Source organism: Pseudomonas rustica (assembly GCF_018336155.1).
Classification (GTDB): domain Bacteria; phylum Pseudomonadota; class Gammaproteobacteria; order Pseudomonadales; family Pseudomonadaceae; genus Aquipseudomonas; species Aquipseudomonas rustica.
On record NZ_JAGYHF010000012.1, the window covers coordinates 176,571 to 194,528 of the forward strand.

Below are 17,958 nucleotides of genomic sequence, written 5' to 3' on the forward strand. Positions count from 1 at the left end.
TATGAGTACGTATCTACAACAACTAAAATCGTTGAACGTCTCCGCTGTGTGCGCCCTCTGTCATAGGGGCCGCGCATGAATCGTATCGTCAATCTCCCCATGGCCCTGCGCCGTTCCAAGTTGCGTCACTCCGCACGCCCGCCGGATGTCTGCGTTTCTGCCTGATCACGTCTGAAAAACGTGTAGGCCTTTTCTCTTTCGATATCCCTGCCAGGACACCTGGGCTTTCGCCCATTACTGTCTCTTGGCCCGAATCTGCGCGCCTGTGCGGCGCAACTCTGAGTGATTGCCATGAAATTCGCAGCGATTGAAGACGCACGCCTGTTCCTCGACCAAAACCCTGATATCGACATGATCGAGCTGTTCATTCTCGACGCCAACGGAGTGCCGCGCGGCAAGCTGTTGCACCGTGAAGAACTGCTCGCCGTTTACGAAAGTGGTCGGCCGCTGCCAAGCACCATCCTCGGTCTGACCGTGCAAGGTGAAGACGTTGAAAACTCCGGTCTGGTCTGGGACGTCGGCGATATCGACTGCCGCGCCTATCCGTTGGAAGGCAGCCTGGTGCGCCTGCCGTGGCGGCAGATTCCGACCGCCGCCGTGCAAGTCAGCATGCACCCGAAAGAAGGCATGCCAGCGAGCATCGCCGACCCGCGTCACCTGCTGATCAAGGTTATCGACGGCCTCAAAGCCGAGGGTTATCACCCGGTGATGGCCTGCGAGCTGGAGTTCTATCTGCTCGACGCCAAACGCGATCACAACGGTCGTCCGCAACCGGCACTGGATGCCGACGGTGGGCGACCGCGACACACACAGGTCTACGGTTTACGCGAGCTGGAACAGATCGAACCGTTCCTCGCCGACCTCTACAGCGCCTGCAAACTGCACGGTATTCCGGCGCGCACGGCGATCTCCGAATACGCCCCGGGCCAGGTGGAAATCACCCTCGAACACGGCGATGCGCTGGAAGCGATGGATCAGGCTGTGCGTTACAAACGTCTGGTCAAAGCGGTCGCACACAAGCACGGCATGCAAGCGACGTTCATGGCTAAACCGTTCGATGATCTAGCCGGCACGGGCATGCACATGCACGTCAGTCTGGCGGATGCCGAGGGGCGCAATCTGTTCGCTTCCGAAGACCCGGCCGGCACGCCGCTGCTGCGCACGGCGATTGGCGGCATGCTCGCGTCGTTGCTCGACACGCTGCTGATGTTCTGCCCGAACGCCAACTCGTACCGCCGCTTCCAGGCCAACAGTTACGCACCGTTGGCGCCGACCTGGGGCGTCGACAACCGCACCGTCAGCCTGCGCGTACCGGGTGGCCCGGCCAATACCCGCCACATCGAACACCGCATCTGCGGCGCCGATGCCAACCCGTATCTGGCAGCGGCGGCGATCCTTGCCGGCATTCATCGCGGCATCAGTGAAAACATTGAGCCGGGCGCACCGGTTGAAGGCAACGGTTATGCGCAGGCGAAGGAATTGCTGCCGACTGATTGGCTGACCTCGTTGCAGGCGCTGGAGAAATCGGCGTGGGCGCGGGATGCCTTGGGGCAGGAGTTTCTTGGGGTGTATCTGGCGGTGAAGCGTGCCGAGTATCGGCAGTTCATGGCTGAAGTGGGTGAGCAGGATTGGCGTTGGTACCTGACCGAAGCCTAAACCCTCACCCCTCCCCCCTCCCCCCTGTGGGAGCGGGCTTGCTCGCGAAGGCGGAGTGTCAGTCACTAGAAATATTGAATGTGCTGACGCCTTCGCGAGCAAGCCCGCTCCCACAAGGGGATTGCGTACGAACTCGAATTTGTGTGGACACTGACATGACCGAACGCTGCAATTCCTACTACAACGCCACCCTCAACCAGGACACCGACTACCCGACCCTGCAAGGTCGGCACACGGTCGACGTGGTGATCATTGGTGGTGGTTTCACTGGCGTTGCCACCGCCGTCGAGCTCGCCGAAAAAGGCCTGAAAGTCGCCATCGTCGAGAGCAACAAAATTGGCTGGGGCGCCACCGGACGTAACGGCGGGCAAGTCACCGGCAGCCTCTCCGGCGATGGTGCGATGCGCAAACAGATGCGCGCGAAACTCGGCGATGACGTCGACGATTTCATCTGGCACCTGCGCTGGCGCGGCCACGAAATCATCAAGCAACGCGTCGAGAAGTACGGCATCAAATGCGACCTCAAACACGGTCATCTGCACGCGGCCTACAAGCCGAGTCACATGCCGGATTTGCGCAACGATTACGAAGAAGCCGTGCGGCGCGGACTGGGCGATGAAGTCAGCCTGCTCGACCGTAGCCAGGTGCGCGATCTGCTGCAAAGCGACCTCTATCACGGCGCAATCAAGAACACTCGCAACATGCACCTGCACCCGCTCAATCTGTGCATCGGCGAAGCGCGGGCAGCGGAAAGTCTCGGCGCGCTGATCTTCGAAAACAGCGAAGTGCTGGAGATCATTCATGGCGATAAGCCTGGTATAAGAACCGCTCACGGCCAGATCGACGCCAAGCAAGTCATGCTCGCCGGCGACGTCTACCACAAGCTCGAACCTGGCAAACTCAAGGGCAAGATTTTCCCGGCCATGGGCGGCATCGTAACCACCGCGCCGCTCGGTGATCTGGCCAAACAGATCAACCCCGAAGACCTCGCGGTCTACGACTGCCGCTTCGTTCTCGATTACTACCGCCTCACCGCCGACGGGCGCTTGCTGTTCGGCGGCGGCGCCAACTACAGCGGCAAGGATTCAAGGGACATCGCCGGCGAATTGCGCCCGTGCATCGAGCAAACCTTCCCGGCGCTCAAAGGCGTGCAGATCGACTACCAGTGGAGCTGCGCGATGGGCATCGTCATCAACCGCATCCCGCAACTGGGCAAACTCTCGGACAACGTCTGGTACTGCCAGGGCTACTCCGGCCACGGCATCGCCACCACGCACATCATGGGCGAAATCATGAGCCGCGCGATCACCGGGCAGATGGAGCAGTTCGACACGTTTGCGGGTTGCCAGCACATTCGTGTACCGATGGGCGATTTGCTCGGGAATCCGATGCTGGCTGCGGGGATGTGGTACTACCAGATGCTTGAAAAGTTGCGTTGAACCGACACCTTCCCTTGTAGGAGCTGCCGAAGGCTGCGATCTTTTGATCTTGTTTTTAGAATCAAAATCAAAAGATCGCAGCCTTCGGCAGCTCCTACAGGAGGCGGCTTCAGTCTTGTAGTTGCTCCACAACAATCCCCAACCGTCGATAATCCTCAACACTCCCCGACGCCAGATGCCGTTCGGTAATCAGCGTATGCAGGCGCGTACAAGGCGCCACCACAAACGGCTCCACCGCGCCCAACTTGTCCGCCGTAGTCACGGCAATCACCCGCGTCGCGCCATCGAGCATCGCCTGCTTCACCGGCACTTCATCAAAATGCAGCGAAGTAATCCCCACCTCCGGATGAATCGCGCAGACGCCGGTAATCGCCAGATCCGCCTTGATCCCCGCCAGCAAGCGCAGCGCCTCATGCCCACCCGCCGACATCGTTCGCGGATTCAACGTCCCGCCTGCCAGAATCACTTTCACACCCTTGAATTCCGCCAGCGCAATCGCCGTCATCGGCGCAGCCGTCACTGCCGTGATCTGGATATCCGCGCGCAGCGACCGCGCGACCTGCAACGTCGTCGAACCCGAATCAAACAGCACAATCTGCCCGTCCTCGACCTGCTGCGCCGCCAGTTGCGCCAGACGGATTTTCACCTCATCGGTCTCATCCAGCCGCGTGAAGTAATCCTTGCCTGAATCTTTCGGACGCGGCAACGCCCCTCCATGAACCCGCTGCACGAGGCCGGCGTTATCCAGCTCGGCGAGGTCGCGGCGGATGGTGTCTTCGGAGACGGCGAAGTGTTGGCTCAACTCGGAGGCCATGACTTTGCCGTCGCGTTCGAGGAGCAGAAGGATTTTTTGCCGGCGCAATGAAGGCAGTTCGGCTGCGGAATGATCGTGCATGGATATGCCTGTTTGTGCTTGTAGTTGCAGGTTTATGCGAGACTAGCGAAACCCTCGAGCAAACACAAACCGGCGGGTATCAATTACTTCGATCATTGCAATCAACAAGGCGAATTTTTTCTTTGCTTTCAGCCTGTTCAGAATGGCCCGACTTTAAAAGGCTCAGGATGAACACCTCATGAATCTCAATTTTGCGTTTGCGTGCATGATCGTCGTGTCGTTTGCGGTGGCTCTCGGTCACGCCTGACAGCATCTCAGACCGACGCCAACAGGTGTTCACGAAGCCATTTGTGCGCCGGATCGCGATGCGCGCGTTCGCCCCAGAACATCGCCATTTCGTAACCGGGCACTGGCAGCGGTGCGTCGACCACTTGCAATGCCGGATTGCCGCGCACCAGACGTGACGGCAACATCGCCACCAGATCGGTGCTGACCAGCACCGACATCGCCATCAGAAAATGCGGCACCGACAGCACCACTTTTCGTTGCAAACCGACCTCTGCCAACGCCTTGTCGGTCACCCCGAAAAACCCTCCGCCCTCCCGCGACACCAGGACGTGTTCCAACGCGCAGAACTGTTTGCGCGTTGGCACGCGCTGCAAATCCGGATGACCGACGCGACCGGCCAGCACATAGCGTTCGGTGAACAATGGCCGCGAGTGCAACTCCAGCGGCGCGTCTTCGCTGATGTGCAGGGCGATGTCGAAGACGCCCTGCTCCGCCTGTTTCACCAACTGCGCAGGTGTCAGATCGATCACGGCCAATCGCGTGCCCGGTGCCTCTTTGCGTAATCCGCTGAGCGCCGGTAACACCACCGTCGTTTCACCGTAATCGGTGGCAGCGACTTTCCAGGTGTGCGTCGCCTGCGCCGGATCAAACGCGCTGGCCGGCGCGACCGCCCTTTCCAACGCCTCCAACGCTTCGCGCAACGGCTCGCGCAATTCATCGGCGCGCACCGTCGGGCGCATCCCGCGCGGCCCGGGCAGCAGCAACGGGTCGCCAAAAATGTCGCGCAACTTGGCCAGATGCACACTCACCGAGGGCTGCGACAGGTTCAGCCGCTGCGCCGCGCGGGTGACGTTGTGCTCGGACAGCAACACGTCGAGGGTGAGCAACAGATTGATATCGAGGCGTCTCAAATTATTCATGGCTATACCAGACATATCAGACATTCATTTCCAATATACCGCTTGAACGCCGATCCTGCCGTCATTCAGCCAACGGAGCTACAACATGAATGTCCTACTGGTCTACGCCCACCCTGAACCGACTTCCCTCAACGGCTCGCTCCGCGACTTCAGCGTCCAGCGCCTGCAAGCCGCCGGCCACACCGTGCAGGTCTCCGACCTCTACGCGATGAATTGGAAAACCACCCTTGACGCCAACGACGCCCCGGAGCGCGACACCACAAAACCGTTCCACGCCTCGCTCGACTCAAAAGTGGCGTACGCCGAAGGCAGCCAAGCCGCCGACATCGCTCGCGAACAGGAAAAACTGCAGTGGGCCGACGCGCTGATTCTGCAGTTCCCGATGTGGTGGTTTTCGATGCCGGCGATCCTCAAAGGCTGGGTCGAACGCGTCTACGCCTACGGTTTTGCCTACGGCGTTGGCGAACACTCCGACAGCCGCTGGGGTGAGCGTTATGGCGAAGGGAAAATGCAAGGCAAGCGGGCGATGTTGATGGTCACCACCGGCGGCTGGGAGTCGCACTACGCTTCACGCGGGATCAACGGCCCGATGGATGATCTGCTGTTTCCGATCCAGCACGGGATTTTGTATTACCCCGGTTTTGAAGTGGTGCCGCCGTTCGTGGTGTATCGCACCAGCCGCATGGATGAGGCGCGCTATGCCGAGACGTGTGAAGAATTGGGGCGGAGGCTGGATGAATTGTGGAGCACGCGGCCGATTGCGTTTCGCCAGCAGAATGCCGGGGAGTACGAGATTCCGGCGTTGACGTTGAAGGATGATGTCGCGCCCGATCAACAGGGTTTTTCCGCGCACATTATTTGATGTTTGCCGCAAACCTTTGGAGGGTATTTGTCCCCGCTGGGCTGCGCAGCAGCGCCAAACCCTGCAAACGGATTTTTCCAGACAGACCGAGTTGTATGGTTTTGGGGCTGCTTCGCAGCCCAACGGGGATAAATCCCCTCGCCACAGGCGTCCGATCGCCCGCAAAGCGATTGAACCTCCTTCCTCCGGACTGCCTCGAAACTCTATAGCGCCCATTCATCGTTAGACGCGGCGCCCTCTTCGAGGAAATCCCGATGAACATTCGATTTCTGTTGCTGATCGCCACGTTCGCCATCATCCCGACTTGCGTCATGGCCGAGGGTTGCGACGTCCAGACCCAATCTTCCAGCGCCTCGGTGCCGGCCATCGAAACCCATAGCTGCTACGAATACGAAGGCATGCCGGTGAATGCCATCGACTGGTCGTGCAGCAACGAAAGCAAAGACATGCTCAGCAGCACAAAAAACAAAGTGGAAAACTGTGCGGATCACTATCAGGCCGCGTGCATCGCGACCATCACTCAGGAATCGCTCGCCAACCCGCACTCCACCAGCAAGGACAAAAACGCCAAGGCGCTAAACATCCCCGACAATGCGCAAGTGACCACGTATTACTACGACGTTGAGCATTTGGCCCAGGCGCGGATTGATTGTGAGAATGGCGGCGGGCAGTGGAAGGCGAAGTAGTTAAACGTTGAAACTTTGATCGCTCGATTTGTGCCCACAAAAAAACCGCATCGCTGCGGTTTTTAGTGTGCTCAGAGTGACTGCCTTAGAAGTTCGCCGGCGTGTTCGCACTGATGATCTCGGCTTCATCGGCGCCGATATTGCGGAACTTGTGCGGTAACGTGGTGGGAAAGTAGTAACCATCCCCCGCGCCCAAAACGCTCACCTGGCCGTCGACGGTCAACTCGACAGTGCCGCGCGTGACCAGCCCGCACTCCTCGCCTTCGGCGTGCACGATCGGCTCTTCACCGGAACTTGCGCCCGGCGCGTATTGCTCGCGCAGCAAGCGCATCTGGCGGCTTGGCACCGAGGCACCGATCAGCAGCAGGCGCAGGCCATGACGGCCGAGATCCGGCTGTTCATTGGCGCGGAAGACGTATTGATGTTCGCGCGGCGGCTGGTCGAAGGTGAAGAAGTCGGCCAGGGACATCGGGATGCCTTCGAGCAGCTTTTTCAGTGAGCTGACGGAGGGGCTGACGCGATTCTGTTCGATCAGGGAAATGGTGGCATTGGTCACGCCGCTACGCCGGGCCAGCTCGCGCTGGGAGAGTTTGTAGCTTTCGCGTACTAGTTTGAGTCGAGAACCCGTATCCATGACAGCCTTATGTGAGAACGACTTAAGGGCGATGGGGGTGGGTGGCGGGTGACGCGCCGAGGGCGCGGATCACGTTGCTCCCGTGTCCCGGAACCGTGAAAGGCGGCTATTAAATCACGTTTGGTGGTGTTGCTCAGCAGGTTCGATGGACGGTGGGGCAAAAGTCCTTCTCGCCTTGGCAATACAGCAAATGTGGGAGCGGGCTTGCTCGCGAATGCGATGTGTCAGGCGACATCTGTATTGGCGGAAATGGCCTCTTCGCGAGCAAGCCCGCTCCCACAATTGGATCTCTGCTGTATCAGTACCAGATGATACGAGAATAAAAACCGGCGCGGTCTTGGCGACCGTCGCCGGGGAGGTAACTTTAGATGCCGAAACGGTCGCGCAGCGAGTAGTACACGGCGCCAAGAGCGGTCAACGGCGCGGAGAACGTGCGGCCGCCGAGCATTGGCATGTGCGGCAACGAGGCGAACGCATCGAAACGCTCGGCATCGCCACGGATCATTTCCGAGATCAGCTTGCCGGCCAAGTGCGAGCACGTCACGCCGTGACCGCTGTAGCCTTGCATGTAATAGGCGTTTTTCTCGATGCGACCGAATTGCGGCATGCGCGACATGGTCAGCAGGAAGTTGCCGGTCCAGCGGTAGTCGATTTTGACGTCTTTGAGCTGCGGGAAGGTCTTGAGAATCTTCGGGCGGATCAGTTGTTCGATGTCGTCCGGTTCACGCGCGCCGTAGACCACGCCGCCGCCGTACAACAGACGGTTGTCGGCAGTCAGGCGGTAGTAATCCAACAGATAATTGCAGTCTTCGACGCAATAGTTGTTGGTGATCAGGCTACGCGCCTGCTTTTCAGTCAACGGTTCGGTGACAACGATCTGCGAGCCACACGGCATGCTTTTCGCCGTGACGCGGTTGTCCAGACCTTGCGGCAGATAAGCGTTGCCGGCGATCAACAGGTACTTGGCGCGCACTTGGCCTTTGGCAGTACGGATAACGTTTGGCTCACCGTATTTGATTTCCACCGCAGCCGACTGCTCGTAGATTTTTCCGCCCAGACGCACGATGGCTGCCGCTTCACCGAGTGCCAGGTTCAACGGATGAACGTGGCCGCCCTGCATGTCGAGCAAGCCGCCAACGTAAGCGTCGGAACCGACTTCGCGACGAATCTCAGCCGCGTCGAGCATCTTCAGGTTGTTGTTGCCATAACGTTCCCAGCCGCGCTTTTGCTCGGCCAGACCGTTGAGTTGTTTCTTGTTCATCGCTGCGAAGATGCCGCCCGGGCGGTAGTCGCATTTGATGTCGTAATCCTTGATGCGCGAACGGATGATGTCGGCGCCTTCGAAAATCATGCTGCCGAGGATCTCTGCGGTCTTGTCGCCATAGCGCGCTTCGATCACGTCGACATCGCGGCTGTAGGAGTTGACCAGTTGGCCGCCGTTGCGACCGCTGGCGCCGTAGCCGACTTTCGCCGCTTCGAGCACCGTCACTTTATAGCCGGCTTCGGTCAGGAACAGCGCCGAGGACAGGCCGGTGTAACCGGCGCCGATGATGCAGACATCGCAGTCCACCGCTTCTTCGAGAATCGGAAAATCGATGACTTCGTTGCGGGTGGCGGCGTAGTAACTGTTGACGTGTTGCTGTTTCATGTTTGTTCTCCGAAGGTCGCCGATCACTGCCGGCGACCGCCGCGGTAAAAGAGTTAGAGCTTGATCCAGGTCGCTTTCAGCTCGGTGTACTTGTCGAACGCGTGCAGCGATTTATCGCGACCGTTGCCCGACTGTTTGAAGCCACCGAACGGTGCGGTCATGTCGCCGCCGTCGTACTGGTTGACCCAGACGCTGCCGGCACGCAAGCCGCGCGCGAAGGTGTGCGCCTTGCTCAGGTTGCTGGTCCAGACACCGGCGGCGAGGCCGAAGATGCTGTCGTTGGCGATCTGCAGCGCTTCTTCAACGGTGTCGAAGGTGATCAGCGACAGCACCGGGCCGAAGATTTCTTCCTGAGCGATGGTCATCGCGTTGGTCACGCCGTCGAACAGCGCCGGTTGCACGTACAGGCCGCCGGTTTCTTCGAGGGTGCGCTGGCCGCCGGCAATCAGCTCGGCGCCCTGCTCGCGACCAATGCTGATGTAGCGCAGCACGTTGTCGAGTTGACGCTGATCGACCACGGCGCCGACGGTGGTGGCTGGATCGAGGGCGTGCCCCGGTTTCCACGCTTGCAGTGCTTCCACCAGCAGCGGAATGAATTGCTCGCGGATCGAACGCTCGACCAGCAGGCGCGAACCCGCAGTGCAGACTTCGCCCTGGTTGAACGCAATGGCGCCGGCCGCTGCTTGTGCTGCCGCGCGCAAATCCGGTGCGTCGGCAAACACCACGTTCGGGCTCTTGCCCCCTGCTTCGAGCCAGACGCGTTTCATGTTGCTTTGGCCGGCATAAATCATCAGTTGCTTGGCAATCGCCGTGGAGCCGGTGAAGGCCAGCACGTCGACGTCCATGTGCAACGCCAACGCTTTGCCGACGGTGTGGCCGAAGCCTGGCAGCACGTTGAACACGCCTTTCGGAATGCCGGCATCCAGCGCCAGTTGCGCGATGCGGATCGCCGTCAGTGGCGACTTTTCCGAAGGTTTCAGAATGAACGAGTTGCCCGCCGCCAGTGCCGGGGCAAATTTCCAGCTGGCCATGATCAACGGGAAGTTCCACGGCACGATGGCCGCTACGACGCCCGACGGCTCGCGGGTGATCAGGCCGAGTTGGTCGTGCGGAGTCGCGGCGACTTCATCGTAAATCTTGTCGATGGCTTCGGCGCTCCAGCGGATCGCGTTAGCGGTCGCCGGGATGTCGATGCTCATCGAATCGCTGATCGGTTTACCCATGTCGAGGGTTTCCAGCAGCGCCAGTTCTTCCTGGTTATGCAGGATCAGATCGGCGAAGCGAATCAGGATGCGCTTGCGCTCGGCCGGGGCTTTGTGCGCCCACACGCCGGACTCAAAAGACTGGCGCGCGACTTCAACGGCGAGGTTGGCGTCGGCTTCATCGGTGCTGGCCACGGAGGCGAGGAAACGGCCGTCAACAGGGCTCAAGCATTCGAAGGTATCGCCACTGATCGCCGGGCGATATTCACCGTTGATGAACGCGCGGGACTCGATGGTCAGAGACTGGAAGCGTTGTTCCCAGTCGTTGCGGGTAGTTGTCATTGTTGTGGCTCGACAAGGGGGAATTGGGGGTGTTGTCTGGCTGCGATGTCTGGCTTGGATGGCTGCCCTCACCCTAGCCCTCTCCCGGAGGTAGAGGGAACCGACCGAAGTGTCTTGGGATCGGCACCGACCTGAACGACCGAGTCGAATATGGATTCGGCAAAAATCGTTCAGGTCGGCGGATTGCCCGAGCATCCCCGAATCAGTCCCCTCTCCCTTTGGGAGAGGGTTAGGGTGAGGGGGTTTTTCAGACCGTATGCAGATACCAGTTGTACTCAAGGTCAGAGATCGAGTTTTCGAACTCGGCCAGTTCGCTTTCCTTGCACGCGACGAAGACGTCGATGTACAGCGGGTCGATGTACTTGGCCATGACTTCGCTGTCGTCCAGCTCGCGCAATGCGTCGCGCAGGTTGTTCGGCAGGCTCTGTTCGTTCTGCTCGTAGCTGTTGCCTTCAACCGGCGCGCCCGGCTCGATCTTGTTGGTCAGACCGTGGTGAATACCGGCCAGGACAGACGCCATCAGCAAGTACGGGTTGGCGTCGGCACCGGCAACACGGTGCTCGATGCGCACGGAGTCCGGTGAACCGGTCGGTACGCGCACGGCCACGGTGCGGTTGTCGATGCCCCAGCTTGGCGAGTTCGGTACGTAGAACTGCGCGCCAAAGCGGCGGTAAGAGTTGACGTTCGGGCAGAGGAAGGCCATTTGCGCAGGCAGGGTCTCGAGCACACCGCCGATCGCGTGACGCAGCGCGGCGTTCTGCTCGGGATCCTCGCTGGCGAAGATGTTGTTGCCTTCTTTGTCCAGGATCGAAATGTGTACGTGCAGACCGTTGCCCGCCTGGCCCGGATACGGCTTGGCCATGAAGGTGGTGTCCATCTCGTGGTCGTAGGCGATGTTCTTCACCAGACGCTTGAGCAGGACGGCGTAGTCGCACGCCTTGATCGGGTCGGACACGTGATGCAGGTTGACTTCGAACTGCGCCGGGGCGCTTTCCTTGACGATGGCGTCAGCCGGAATGCCCTGCTCTTTCGCGCCTTCAAGGATGTCTTGCAGGCAGTCGACGTATTCGTCGAGATCGTCGATCAGGTACACCTGAGTCGACACCGGACGCTTGCCGGAGACTGGCGAACGTGGCGATTGTGGACGGCCGTTCACGTTGTCCTGGTCGATCAGATAAAACTCGAGTTCGAACGCGGCGCAGATGGTCAGGCCCATTTCGTCGAACTTGCGCACGACGTTGGCCAACACTTCACGCGGGTCAGCGAAGAACGGCTGGCCTTCCAGTTCGTGCATGGTCATTAACAGTTGTGCGGTCGGGCGCTTTTGCCAAGGTTCGATGCTCAGGGTGCCGGGGATCGGGTAGCAGATGCGGTCAGCATCACCGATGTCCAGACCCAGACCGGTGCTTTCCACCGTGGAGCCATTGATGTCGAGGGCGAAAAGCGAGGCCGGCAGGTTGATGCCTTTCTCGTAAACCTTATGAAGACTGGTGCGTTCGATGCGCTTGCCGCGCACCACACCGTTCATATCCGCAATCAGAAGGTCGACGTACAAAACCTCAGGATATTTCTTAAGGAATGCGTTTGCTTCGTTGAGTTGAACGGTACGCAGAGGGACCGACATGATGCACCTATTTAGCTGTTAATTATTATGTTCACTACCGTGTTGCGCAGCCAGTCAATCCGAAAGGCAAAGTGAAGTCAATAGCGAACAGCTGGCCTCCAAGGGTTTATTTTTAGGGCTTTTATTAACACTCTCGTGCCAACACAGGCGCCAAAGCCCCTAGATTCATGAAGATTTGATGAACGGCGTTTAGTATTTTTTACATGGCAGTTGTTAATTAAAATAAACGCGGATAAGCTCCGGAAAAGCTCGTTCAAGTGTCAAACTTCGAGGTGAATAAAAATGGCATTCAAGCCATTGATCGGCGTTACAGCGTGCGTCAAACAGATTGGCCTGCACCCCTATCACATCAGCGGTGACAAGTACTTACGTGCTGTCAGCGTTGGCGCCAACGGGTTGCCAGTGGTCATTCCTTCCCTTGGCAACCTGACTGAAATCGATGACCTGCTCGGTCAACTCGACGGTCTGTTGCTGACCGGCTCGCCCTCGAACGTGGAACCTTTCCACTATCAAGGCCCGGCCAGCGCACCCGGCACGGATCACGATCCGGCGCGGGATGCCACGACTCTTCCTTTATTACGTGCAGCCATCGCGGCGGGCGTTCCGGTGCTCGGCATCTGCCGTGGCTTTCAGGAAATGAACGTCGCGTTCGGTGGCAGCCTGCATCAGAAGGTGCATGAGCTGCCGGGCATGCTTGATCACCGCGAGGCCGACAGCCCGGAACTCGCCGTGCAGTACGCGCCGGCGCATGCCGTGACGGTACTGGGCGGTGGCGTGTTCGAAGCGCTCGAGTTGCCGGGTGAGTTTCAGGTCAATTCGATTCACAGCCAGGGCATCGACCGCCTCGCGCCCGGCCTGCGTGCCGAAGCCGTGGCGCCGGACGGTTTGATCGAAGCGATCTCGGTCGCCGACAGCCCGACCTTTGCCCTCGGCGTGCAATGGCACCCGGAATGGCAGGTGCTGGACAACCCGAACTACCTGAAGATTTTCCAGGCATTCGGCGCGGCTTGCCGGCAACGGGCGGCGCAGCGCAACCAACGCTGATCCAACCCAAGAATACGTAACGATTTACTGCCCCCTCGGATGTCGGGTGTGCCTGCGCACATCCGTCATTCGTGAACAGCAACACCTGTAATAACAACAAGTACGACCCAGGCAGCCAGGACGGCGGCGCCGAACAAGCCGGATGGCAGGAGCAAGCCCGCTCCCACAGGGGGATGTGATCCGACCGGAAATGCACCTGCAGGCTTGCAATCCACTTAAGCCCGGCCACGTTGGCTGAGCGAACGAAACCTGTTGGGAGTTTCACATGGCAAACGCCTCCAGCACTTACCGGAAGGCACTTGAAGGTCATCAGCAACCGAAAAAGGTTCTGGTGAAAGTCGATCGTGTCACCAAGAAGTTCGACGAAACCACGGCAGTGGACGATGTGTCCCTGGAGATCCATCAGGGCGAAATCTTCGCCCTGCTCGGCGGCTCCGGTTCGGGCAAATCGACCCTGCTGCGCATGCTTGCCGGTTTCGAGCGGCCGACTGAAGGGCGGATTCTGCTCGACGGCGTGGACATCACCGACATGCCGCCGTACGAGCGGCCGATCAACATGATGTTCCAGTCCTATGCGCTGTTCCCACACATGACCGTCGCGCAGAACATCGCCTTCGGCCTCAAGCAGGACCGTTTGCCGGCCAGTGAAATCGATGCCCGCGTCGATGAAATGCTGCGCCTCGTGCACATGACCCAGTACGCCAAACGCAAACCGCATCAGTTGTCCGGCGGTCAGCGTCAACGCGTCGCCCTCGCCCGCTCGCTGGCCAAACGTCCAAAGCTGTTGCTGCTCGACGAACCGATGGGTGCGCTGGATAAAAAGCTGCGTTCGCAGATGCAACTGGAGCTGGTGCAAATCATCGAGCGCGTCGGCGTGACCTGCGTGATGGTGACCCACGACCAGGAAGAAGCCATGACCATGGCTGAGCGCATCGCCATCATGCACCTGGGCTGGATCGCGCAGATCGGCAGCCCGATCGACATTTATGAAGCACCGGTCAGCCGCATGGTTTGCGAATTCATCGGCAACGTGAACGCCTTCGACGGCACCGTGGTGGAAGACCTTGAAGGCCACGCGATCATTCACAGCCCGGATTTGCAGCAGAAGATCTACGTCGGTCACGGCGTCAGCACCTCGGTTCAGGACAAGTCGATCACCTACGCGATCCGTCCGGAAAAAATGCTGGTCAGCACCACTAAACCGGAGTTCCGCTACAACTGGTCCGAAGGCAAAGTGCATGACATCGCTTACCTCGGCGGTCACTCGGTGTTCTACGTCGAACTGCCGGGCGGCAAAATCGTCCAGTCGTTCATGGCCAACGCCGAACGCCGTGGCGCGCGTCCGACCTGGGACGACAAAGTCTACGTCTGGTGGGAAGACGACAGCGGCGTGGTACTGCGCTCATGAGAACCTTCAATCAGCAATTCCTGCGCCTGGTGCCCAGCGGACGAAAACTGGTGATCGGTATTCCGTTCATCTGGCTGTTCCTGTTCTTCATGCTGCCGTTCTTTCTGGTGATGAAGATCAGCTTCTCGGAAGCCGCGCTGTCGATCCCGCCGTACTCGGAGATCTACACCTACGCCGAACAGAAATTCCAGCTGCTGCTGAACATCGGCAACTACACCATGCTCGGCGAAGACGAGCTGTACCTGTCGGCCTACCTCGGTTCGCTGAAGGTCGCCGCGCTGAGCACGATGATGTGCCTGCTGATCGGTTTCCCGATGGCGTACGCGATCACCAAAACCGGCAAGGAAACGCAAAACGTCCTGCTGCTGTTGATCATGATGCCAACCTGGACCGCGATCCTGATCCGCGTTTACGCGTGGATGGGCATCCTCAGCAACAACGGTCTGCTCAACGCGTTTCTGATGTGGACGGGGCTCACCGATCACCCGATCGAGATCCTCAACACCAACACCGCCGTCTATATAGGCGTGGTTTACGCCTACCTGCCGTTCATGGTGTTGCCGCTGTACGCCAACCTCGTCAAGCACGACGGCAGCCTGCTGGAAGCCGCGTCGGATCTGGGTTCGAGCAACTTCAACAACTTCTGGAAAATCACCGTGCCGCTGGCCAAGAACGGGATTATTGCCGGTTGCATGCTGGTATTCATTCCGGTGGTCGGTGAGTTCGTGATCCCAGAACTGCTGGGTGGCCCGGAGACGCTGATGATCGGTCGCGTGCTGTGGCAAGAGTTCTTCAATAACCGCGACTGGCCGGTGGCATCTGCCCTGGCGGTGGTGATGCTGTTGATCCTGATTGTGCCGATTCTGCTGTTCAACCGCAGCCAGGCCAAAGAGATGGAGGCACGGGGATGAAACGCTTCGGTTTTTCCAAGTTCATGTTGATCTTCGGCCTGATGTTCATTTATCTGCCGATGCTGATTCTGGTGATCTACTCGTTCAACGCCTCGAAACTGGTGACGGTGTGGGGTGGCTGGTCGATCAAGTGGTATGTCGGCCTGCTCGACAACACGCAACTGATGGGCTCGGTGGTGCGCTCGCTGGAAATCGCCTGCTACACCGCGATTGCTGCGGTGGCATTGGGCACATTGGCGGCATTCGTGCTGACCCGTGTAACTCGCTTCAAGGGCCGCACTCTATTCGGCGGTCTGGTCACCGCGCCGTTGGTGATGCCTGAAGTGATCACCGGTCTGTCGCTGTTGCTGCTGTTTGTGGCAATGGCGCAGTTGATCGGCTGGCCGCAGGAGCGTGGCATCGTCACCATCTGGATCGCCCACACCACGTTTTGTGCCGCTTATGTGGCAGTGGTAGTCTCCGCCCGCCTTCGCGAGCTGGATCTGTCGATCGAAGAAGCGGCGATGGACCTCGGTGCGAAGCCGTTCAAGGTGTTTTTCCTGATCACCATCCCGATGATCGCGCCGTCGCTGGCCGCGGGCGGCATGATGTCGTTCGCTTTGTCGCTGGATGACCTGGTGTTGGCGAGCTTCGTGTCCGGGCCGGGTTCGACGACGTTGCCGATGGAAGTGTTCTCGGCCGTGCGTCTGGGCGTGAAACCTGAGATCAACGCAGTGGCGAGCCTGATTCTGCTGGCGGTGTCGCTGGTGACCTTCCTCGTCTGGTACTTCGGCCGCAAGGCAGAAGCCAACCGCAAGCGTGCGATTCAGGAAGCAATGGATCAGACCGCGAATGAGTCGTGGCAGCAGCCGGCAACGGCGACTGCCTAAGCAACACCGATGAACAACTGTGGCGAGGGGATTTATCCCCGTTGGGCTGCGAAGCGGCCCCAGCAGTTCTACCTGAAAACTCTGTATTCAGGTTTTGCGACTGCTTCGCAGCCGAGCGGGGATAAATCCCCTCGCCACATAGTTCCATGTACAGCCGATAGCTTCTGTAGGAGCTGCGGAACGCTGCGATCTGTTGATCTTGAAAAACAAAATCAAAAGATCGCAGCGTGCCGCAGCTCCTACAAAAATGTAGTCAGCCCCTCGGTCAGTCGGATGAGGGGGCTTTACGTAATGTGAATAAAAAGAATGGAGTTGTACCGATGAAAATGTTTGGCAGGACTCTGCTGACACTGTCCTTAATGGGCGCAATCGTCATGGGCGCCCAGGCCAACGACAAGGTGCTGCGTGTTTACAACTGGTCCGATTACATCGCGCCGGACACCGTCAAGAAATTCGAAGACGAGACCGGCATCCGTGTGACCTATGACGTCTTCGACAGCAACGAGACCCTTGAGGCGCGCTTGCTGGCGGGCAAATCCGGTTACGACATCGTCGTGCCGTCCAACAGTTTCCTGGCCAAACAGATCAAGGCTGGCGTCTATCAGACGCTGGACAAATCGAAGCTGCCGAACTGGAAGAATCTCAACCCGGTGCTGCTGAAAAACGCCGCCGCCAGTGATCCGGACAACGCTCATGCGTTCCCGTACATGTGGGGCTCGATCGGCATCGGTTTCAACCCGGCCAAGGTCAAGGAAGTGCTCGGCGCCAACGCCCCGACCAACTCCTGGGACTTGCTGTTCAAGCCTGAGAACGCCGAGAAGCTCAAAGCCTGCGGCATCAGCTTCCTCGATTCGCCGACCGAAATGCTCCCGGCCGCCCTGCACTACCTGGGCTACCCGGTGAACGACAAGGACACCGCGCACATCGCCGAAGCCGAAGCGCTGTTCATGAAAATCCGTCCGTATGTGGCGTATTTCCATTCTTCGAAATACATCTCCGATCTGGCCAACGGCAACATTTGCGTGGCGGTCGGTTACTCCGGTGACGTGCTGCAGGCCAAGGCCCGCGCCGTGGAATCGGGCAACAACGTGGTGATCGATTACAGCATTCCCAAGGAAGGCGCCGGCAGCTTCTACGACATGGTCGCGATTCCGCGCGATGCCAGCAACGTCGACAACGCCTATCTGTTCATGAATTTCCTGATGCGCCCGGACATCATCGCCGAAGTCACCAACAGCATCGGCTACAGCAACGCCAACGCGGCGGCCACGCCACTGGTGGATGAAGCGATCCGCAACGACCCGGGCTCGTACCCGACAGACGCGGTGATGGCGACGTTGTACGCCGTGCCGGATCAACCGATTGCCACGCAGCGGATCATGACGCGCGGCTGGACCCGGGTGAAGCTCGGTAAATAACTGATACGCGCGATGATCGTTCCCACGCTCCGCGTGGGAACGCAGCCCGGGACGCTCTGCGTCCCAAAGCGTGACGCGGAGCGTCACAAGAGGCATTCCCACGCAGAGCGTAGGAACGATCAGTGTAAAAATTTCCCGTTCGCGCAGCGCCTTACCACCGCTGCAACCTCTC

15 protein-coding genes are annotated in these 17,958 nt (G+C 59.3%); 9 read left to right on the forward strand and 6 right to left on the reverse strand.

The genetic code is table 11. The features are described from left to right. Nucleotides 1-291 precede the first annotated feature (291 nt). Complete coding sequence (locus KFS80_RS22415; protein WP_212545956.1) at nt 292-1,656, forward strand: glutamine synthetase family protein; 1,365 nt, start codon at nt 292-294, stop codon at nt 1,654-1,656. A 155-nt stretch (nt 1,657-1,811) separates the two neighbouring features. After that, nucleotides 1,812-3,095 (forward strand): NAD(P)/FAD-dependent oxidoreductase, encoded by a 1,284-nt coding sequence (locus KFS80_RS22420; RefSeq protein ID WP_212545957.1) that lies wholly within the window; start codon nt 1,812-1,814, stop codon nt 3,093-3,095. A gap of 109 nt (nt 3,096-3,204) precedes the next feature. On the opposite strand, the gene KFS80_RS22425 is transcribed toward KFS80_RS22420, so the two are convergent. Continuing rightward, the gene (locus KFS80_RS22425) at nt 3,205-3,990 is read right to left on the reverse strand and encodes a DeoR/GlpR family DNA-binding transcription regulator (protein ID WP_053121058.1); all 786 of its coding nucleotides are present in this window, start codon (nt 3,988-3,990) and stop codon (nt 3,205-3,207) included. A 254-nt stretch (nt 3,991-4,244) separates the two neighbouring features. Further along, entirely contained in the window at nt 4,245-5,138 is an 894-nt protein-coding gene (locus KFS80_RS22430) for a LysR family transcriptional regulator (protein ID WP_212545958.1), read from the reverse strand. Between the two features lie 85 nt (nt 5,139-5,223). Here KFS80_RS22430 and KFS80_RS22435 point away from each other — a divergent pair, with 85 nt between their 5' ends. After that, the gene (locus tag KFS80_RS22435) at nt 5,224-6,000 is read left to right on the forward strand and encodes an NAD(P)H-dependent oxidoreductase (RefSeq protein WP_212545959.1); all 777 of its coding nucleotides are present in this window, start codon (nt 5,224-5,226) and stop codon (nt 5,998-6,000) included. Between the two features lie 254 nt (nt 6,001-6,254). Further along, complete coding sequence (locus KFS80_RS22440; protein ID WP_159812434.1) at nt 6,255-6,686, forward strand: hypothetical protein; 432 nt, start codon at nt 6,255-6,257, stop codon at nt 6,684-6,686. A gap of 85 nt (nt 6,687-6,771) precedes the next feature. Here KFS80_RS22440 and KFS80_RS22445 read toward each other — a convergent pair whose 3' ends face one another. The 4 genes from KFS80_RS22445 to KFS80_RS22460 all read right to left on the reverse strand — a co-directional run bounded on the left by KFS80_RS22445 (nt 6,772) and on the right by KFS80_RS22460 (nt 12,136). Then, entirely contained in the window at nt 6,772-7,320 is a 549-nt protein-coding gene (locus tag KFS80_RS22445) for a cupin domain-containing protein (protein ID WP_053121083.1), read from the reverse strand. 364 nt (nt 7,321-7,684) lie between these two features. Continuing rightward, nucleotides 7,685-8,968 carry an NAD(P)/FAD-dependent oxidoreductase gene (locus KFS80_RS22450; RefSeq protein ID WP_053121085.1) on the reverse strand — a complete coding sequence of 428 codons (1,284 nt, stop codon included), beginning with the start codon at nt 8,966-8,968 and terminating at the stop codon, nt 7,685-7,687. A gap of 53 nt (nt 8,969-9,021) precedes the next feature. Beyond that, nucleotides 9,022-10,512: an aldehyde dehydrogenase gene (locus KFS80_RS22455; protein WP_212545960.1), complete on the reverse strand. Its 1,491-nt coding sequence runs from the start codon at nt 10,510-10,512 to the stop codon at nt 9,022-9,024. Between the two features lie 247 nt (nt 10,513-10,759). Continuing rightward, nucleotides 10,760-12,136, reverse strand: a complete 1,377-nt coding sequence (locus KFS80_RS22460; RefSeq protein WP_159812436.1) for a glutamine synthetase family protein — start codon at nt 12,134-12,136, stop codon at nt 10,760-10,762. Nucleotides 12,137-12,418: 282 nt separating this feature from the next. Between KFS80_RS22460 and KFS80_RS22465 the strand changes: the two genes are divergently transcribed. The 5 genes from KFS80_RS22465 (at nt 12,419) to KFS80_RS22485 (ending at nt 17,786) form a co-directional block, all read left to right on the forward strand. Beyond that, complete coding sequence (locus tag KFS80_RS22465; RefSeq protein ID WP_212545961.1) at nt 12,419-13,180, forward strand: gamma-glutamyl-gamma-aminobutyrate hydrolase family protein; 762 nt, start codon at nt 12,419-12,421, stop codon at nt 13,178-13,180. Between the two features lie 265 nt (nt 13,181-13,445). Further along, entirely contained in the window at nt 13,446-14,588 is a 1,143-nt protein-coding gene (locus KFS80_RS22470) for an ABC transporter ATP-binding protein (RefSeq protein WP_053121089.1), read from the forward strand. Nucleotides 14,589-14,617: 29 nt separating this feature from the next. Next, the gene (locus tag KFS80_RS22475; protein ID WP_163005261.1) at nt 14,618-15,499 is read left to right on the forward strand and encodes an ABC transporter permease subunit; all 882 of its coding nucleotides are present in this window, start codon (nt 14,618-14,620) and stop codon (nt 15,497-15,499) included. Next, nucleotides 15,496-16,368, forward strand: a complete 873-nt coding sequence (locus KFS80_RS22480) for an ABC transporter permease subunit (protein ID WP_212545962.1) — start codon at nt 15,496-15,498, stop codon at nt 16,366-16,368. The genes KFS80_RS22475 and KFS80_RS22480 overlap by 4 nt, the downstream gene beginning before the upstream one ends. A 320-nt stretch (nt 16,369-16,688) precedes the next feature. Then, nucleotides 16,689-17,786, forward strand: coding sequence for a polyamine ABC transporter substrate-binding protein (locus tag KFS80_RS22485; RefSeq protein ID WP_159812438.1), 1,098 nt, complete (start codon nt 16,689-16,691; stop codon nt 17,784-17,786). The last annotated feature ends 172 nt before the right edge of the window (nt 17,787-17,958 follow it).

What these genes read in the sequence shown, in the direction of transcription:
- KFS80_RS22440 (WP_159812434.1), top strand. Translation starts at nt 6,255, where the DNA reads ATGAACATTCGATTTCTGTTGCTGATCGCCACGTTCGCCATCATCCCG.
- KFS80_RS22465 (WP_212545961.1), top strand. Translation starts at nt 12,419, where the DNA reads ATGGCATTCAAGCCATTGATCGGCGTTACAGCGTGCGTCAAACAGATT.
- KFS80_RS22445 (WP_053121083.1), bottom strand. Translation starts at nt 7,320, where the DNA reads ATGGATACGGGTTCTCGACTCAAACTAGTACGCGAAAGCTACAAACTC.
- KFS80_RS22435 (WP_212545959.1), top strand. Translation starts at nt 5,224, where the DNA reads ATGAATGTCCTACTGGTCTACGCCCACCCTGAACCGACTTCCCTCAAC.
- KFS80_RS22455 (WP_212545960.1), bottom strand. Translation starts at nt 10,512, where the DNA reads ATGACAACTACCCGCAACGACTGGGAACAACGCTTCCAGTCTCTGACC.
- KFS80_RS22420 (WP_212545957.1), top strand. Translation starts at nt 1,812, where the DNA reads ATGACCGAACGCTGCAATTCCTACTACAACGCCACCCTCAACCAGGAC.
- KFS80_RS22480 (WP_212545962.1), top strand. Translation starts at nt 15,496, where the DNA reads ATGAAACGCTTCGGTTTTTCCAAGTTCATGTTGATCTTCGGCCTGATG.
- KFS80_RS22470 (WP_053121089.1), top strand. Translation starts at nt 13,446, where the DNA reads ATGGCAAACGCCTCCAGCACTTACCGGAAGGCACTTGAAGGTCATCAG.
- KFS80_RS22425 (WP_053121058.1), bottom strand. Translation starts at nt 3,990, where the DNA reads ATGCACGATCATTCCGCAGCCGAACTGCCTTCATTGCGCCGGCAAAAA.
- KFS80_RS22430 (WP_212545958.1), bottom strand. Translation starts at nt 5,138, where the DNA reads ATGAATAATTTGAGACGCCTCGATATCAATCTGTTGCTCACCCTCGAC.
- KFS80_RS22415 (WP_212545956.1), top strand. Translation starts at nt 292, where the DNA reads ATGAAATTCGCAGCGATTGAAGACGCACGCCTGTTCCTCGACCAAAAC.
- KFS80_RS22485 (WP_159812438.1), top strand. Translation starts at nt 16,689, where the DNA reads ATGAAAATGTTTGGCAGGACTCTGCTGACACTGTCCTTAATGGGCGCA.
- KFS80_RS22450 (WP_053121085.1), bottom strand. Translation starts at nt 8,968, where the DNA reads ATGAAACAGCAACACGTCAACAGTTACTACGCCGCCACCCGCAACGAA.
- KFS80_RS22460 (WP_159812436.1), bottom strand. Translation starts at nt 12,136, where the DNA reads ATGTCGGTCCCTCTGCGTACCGTTCAACTCAACGAAGCAAACGCATTC.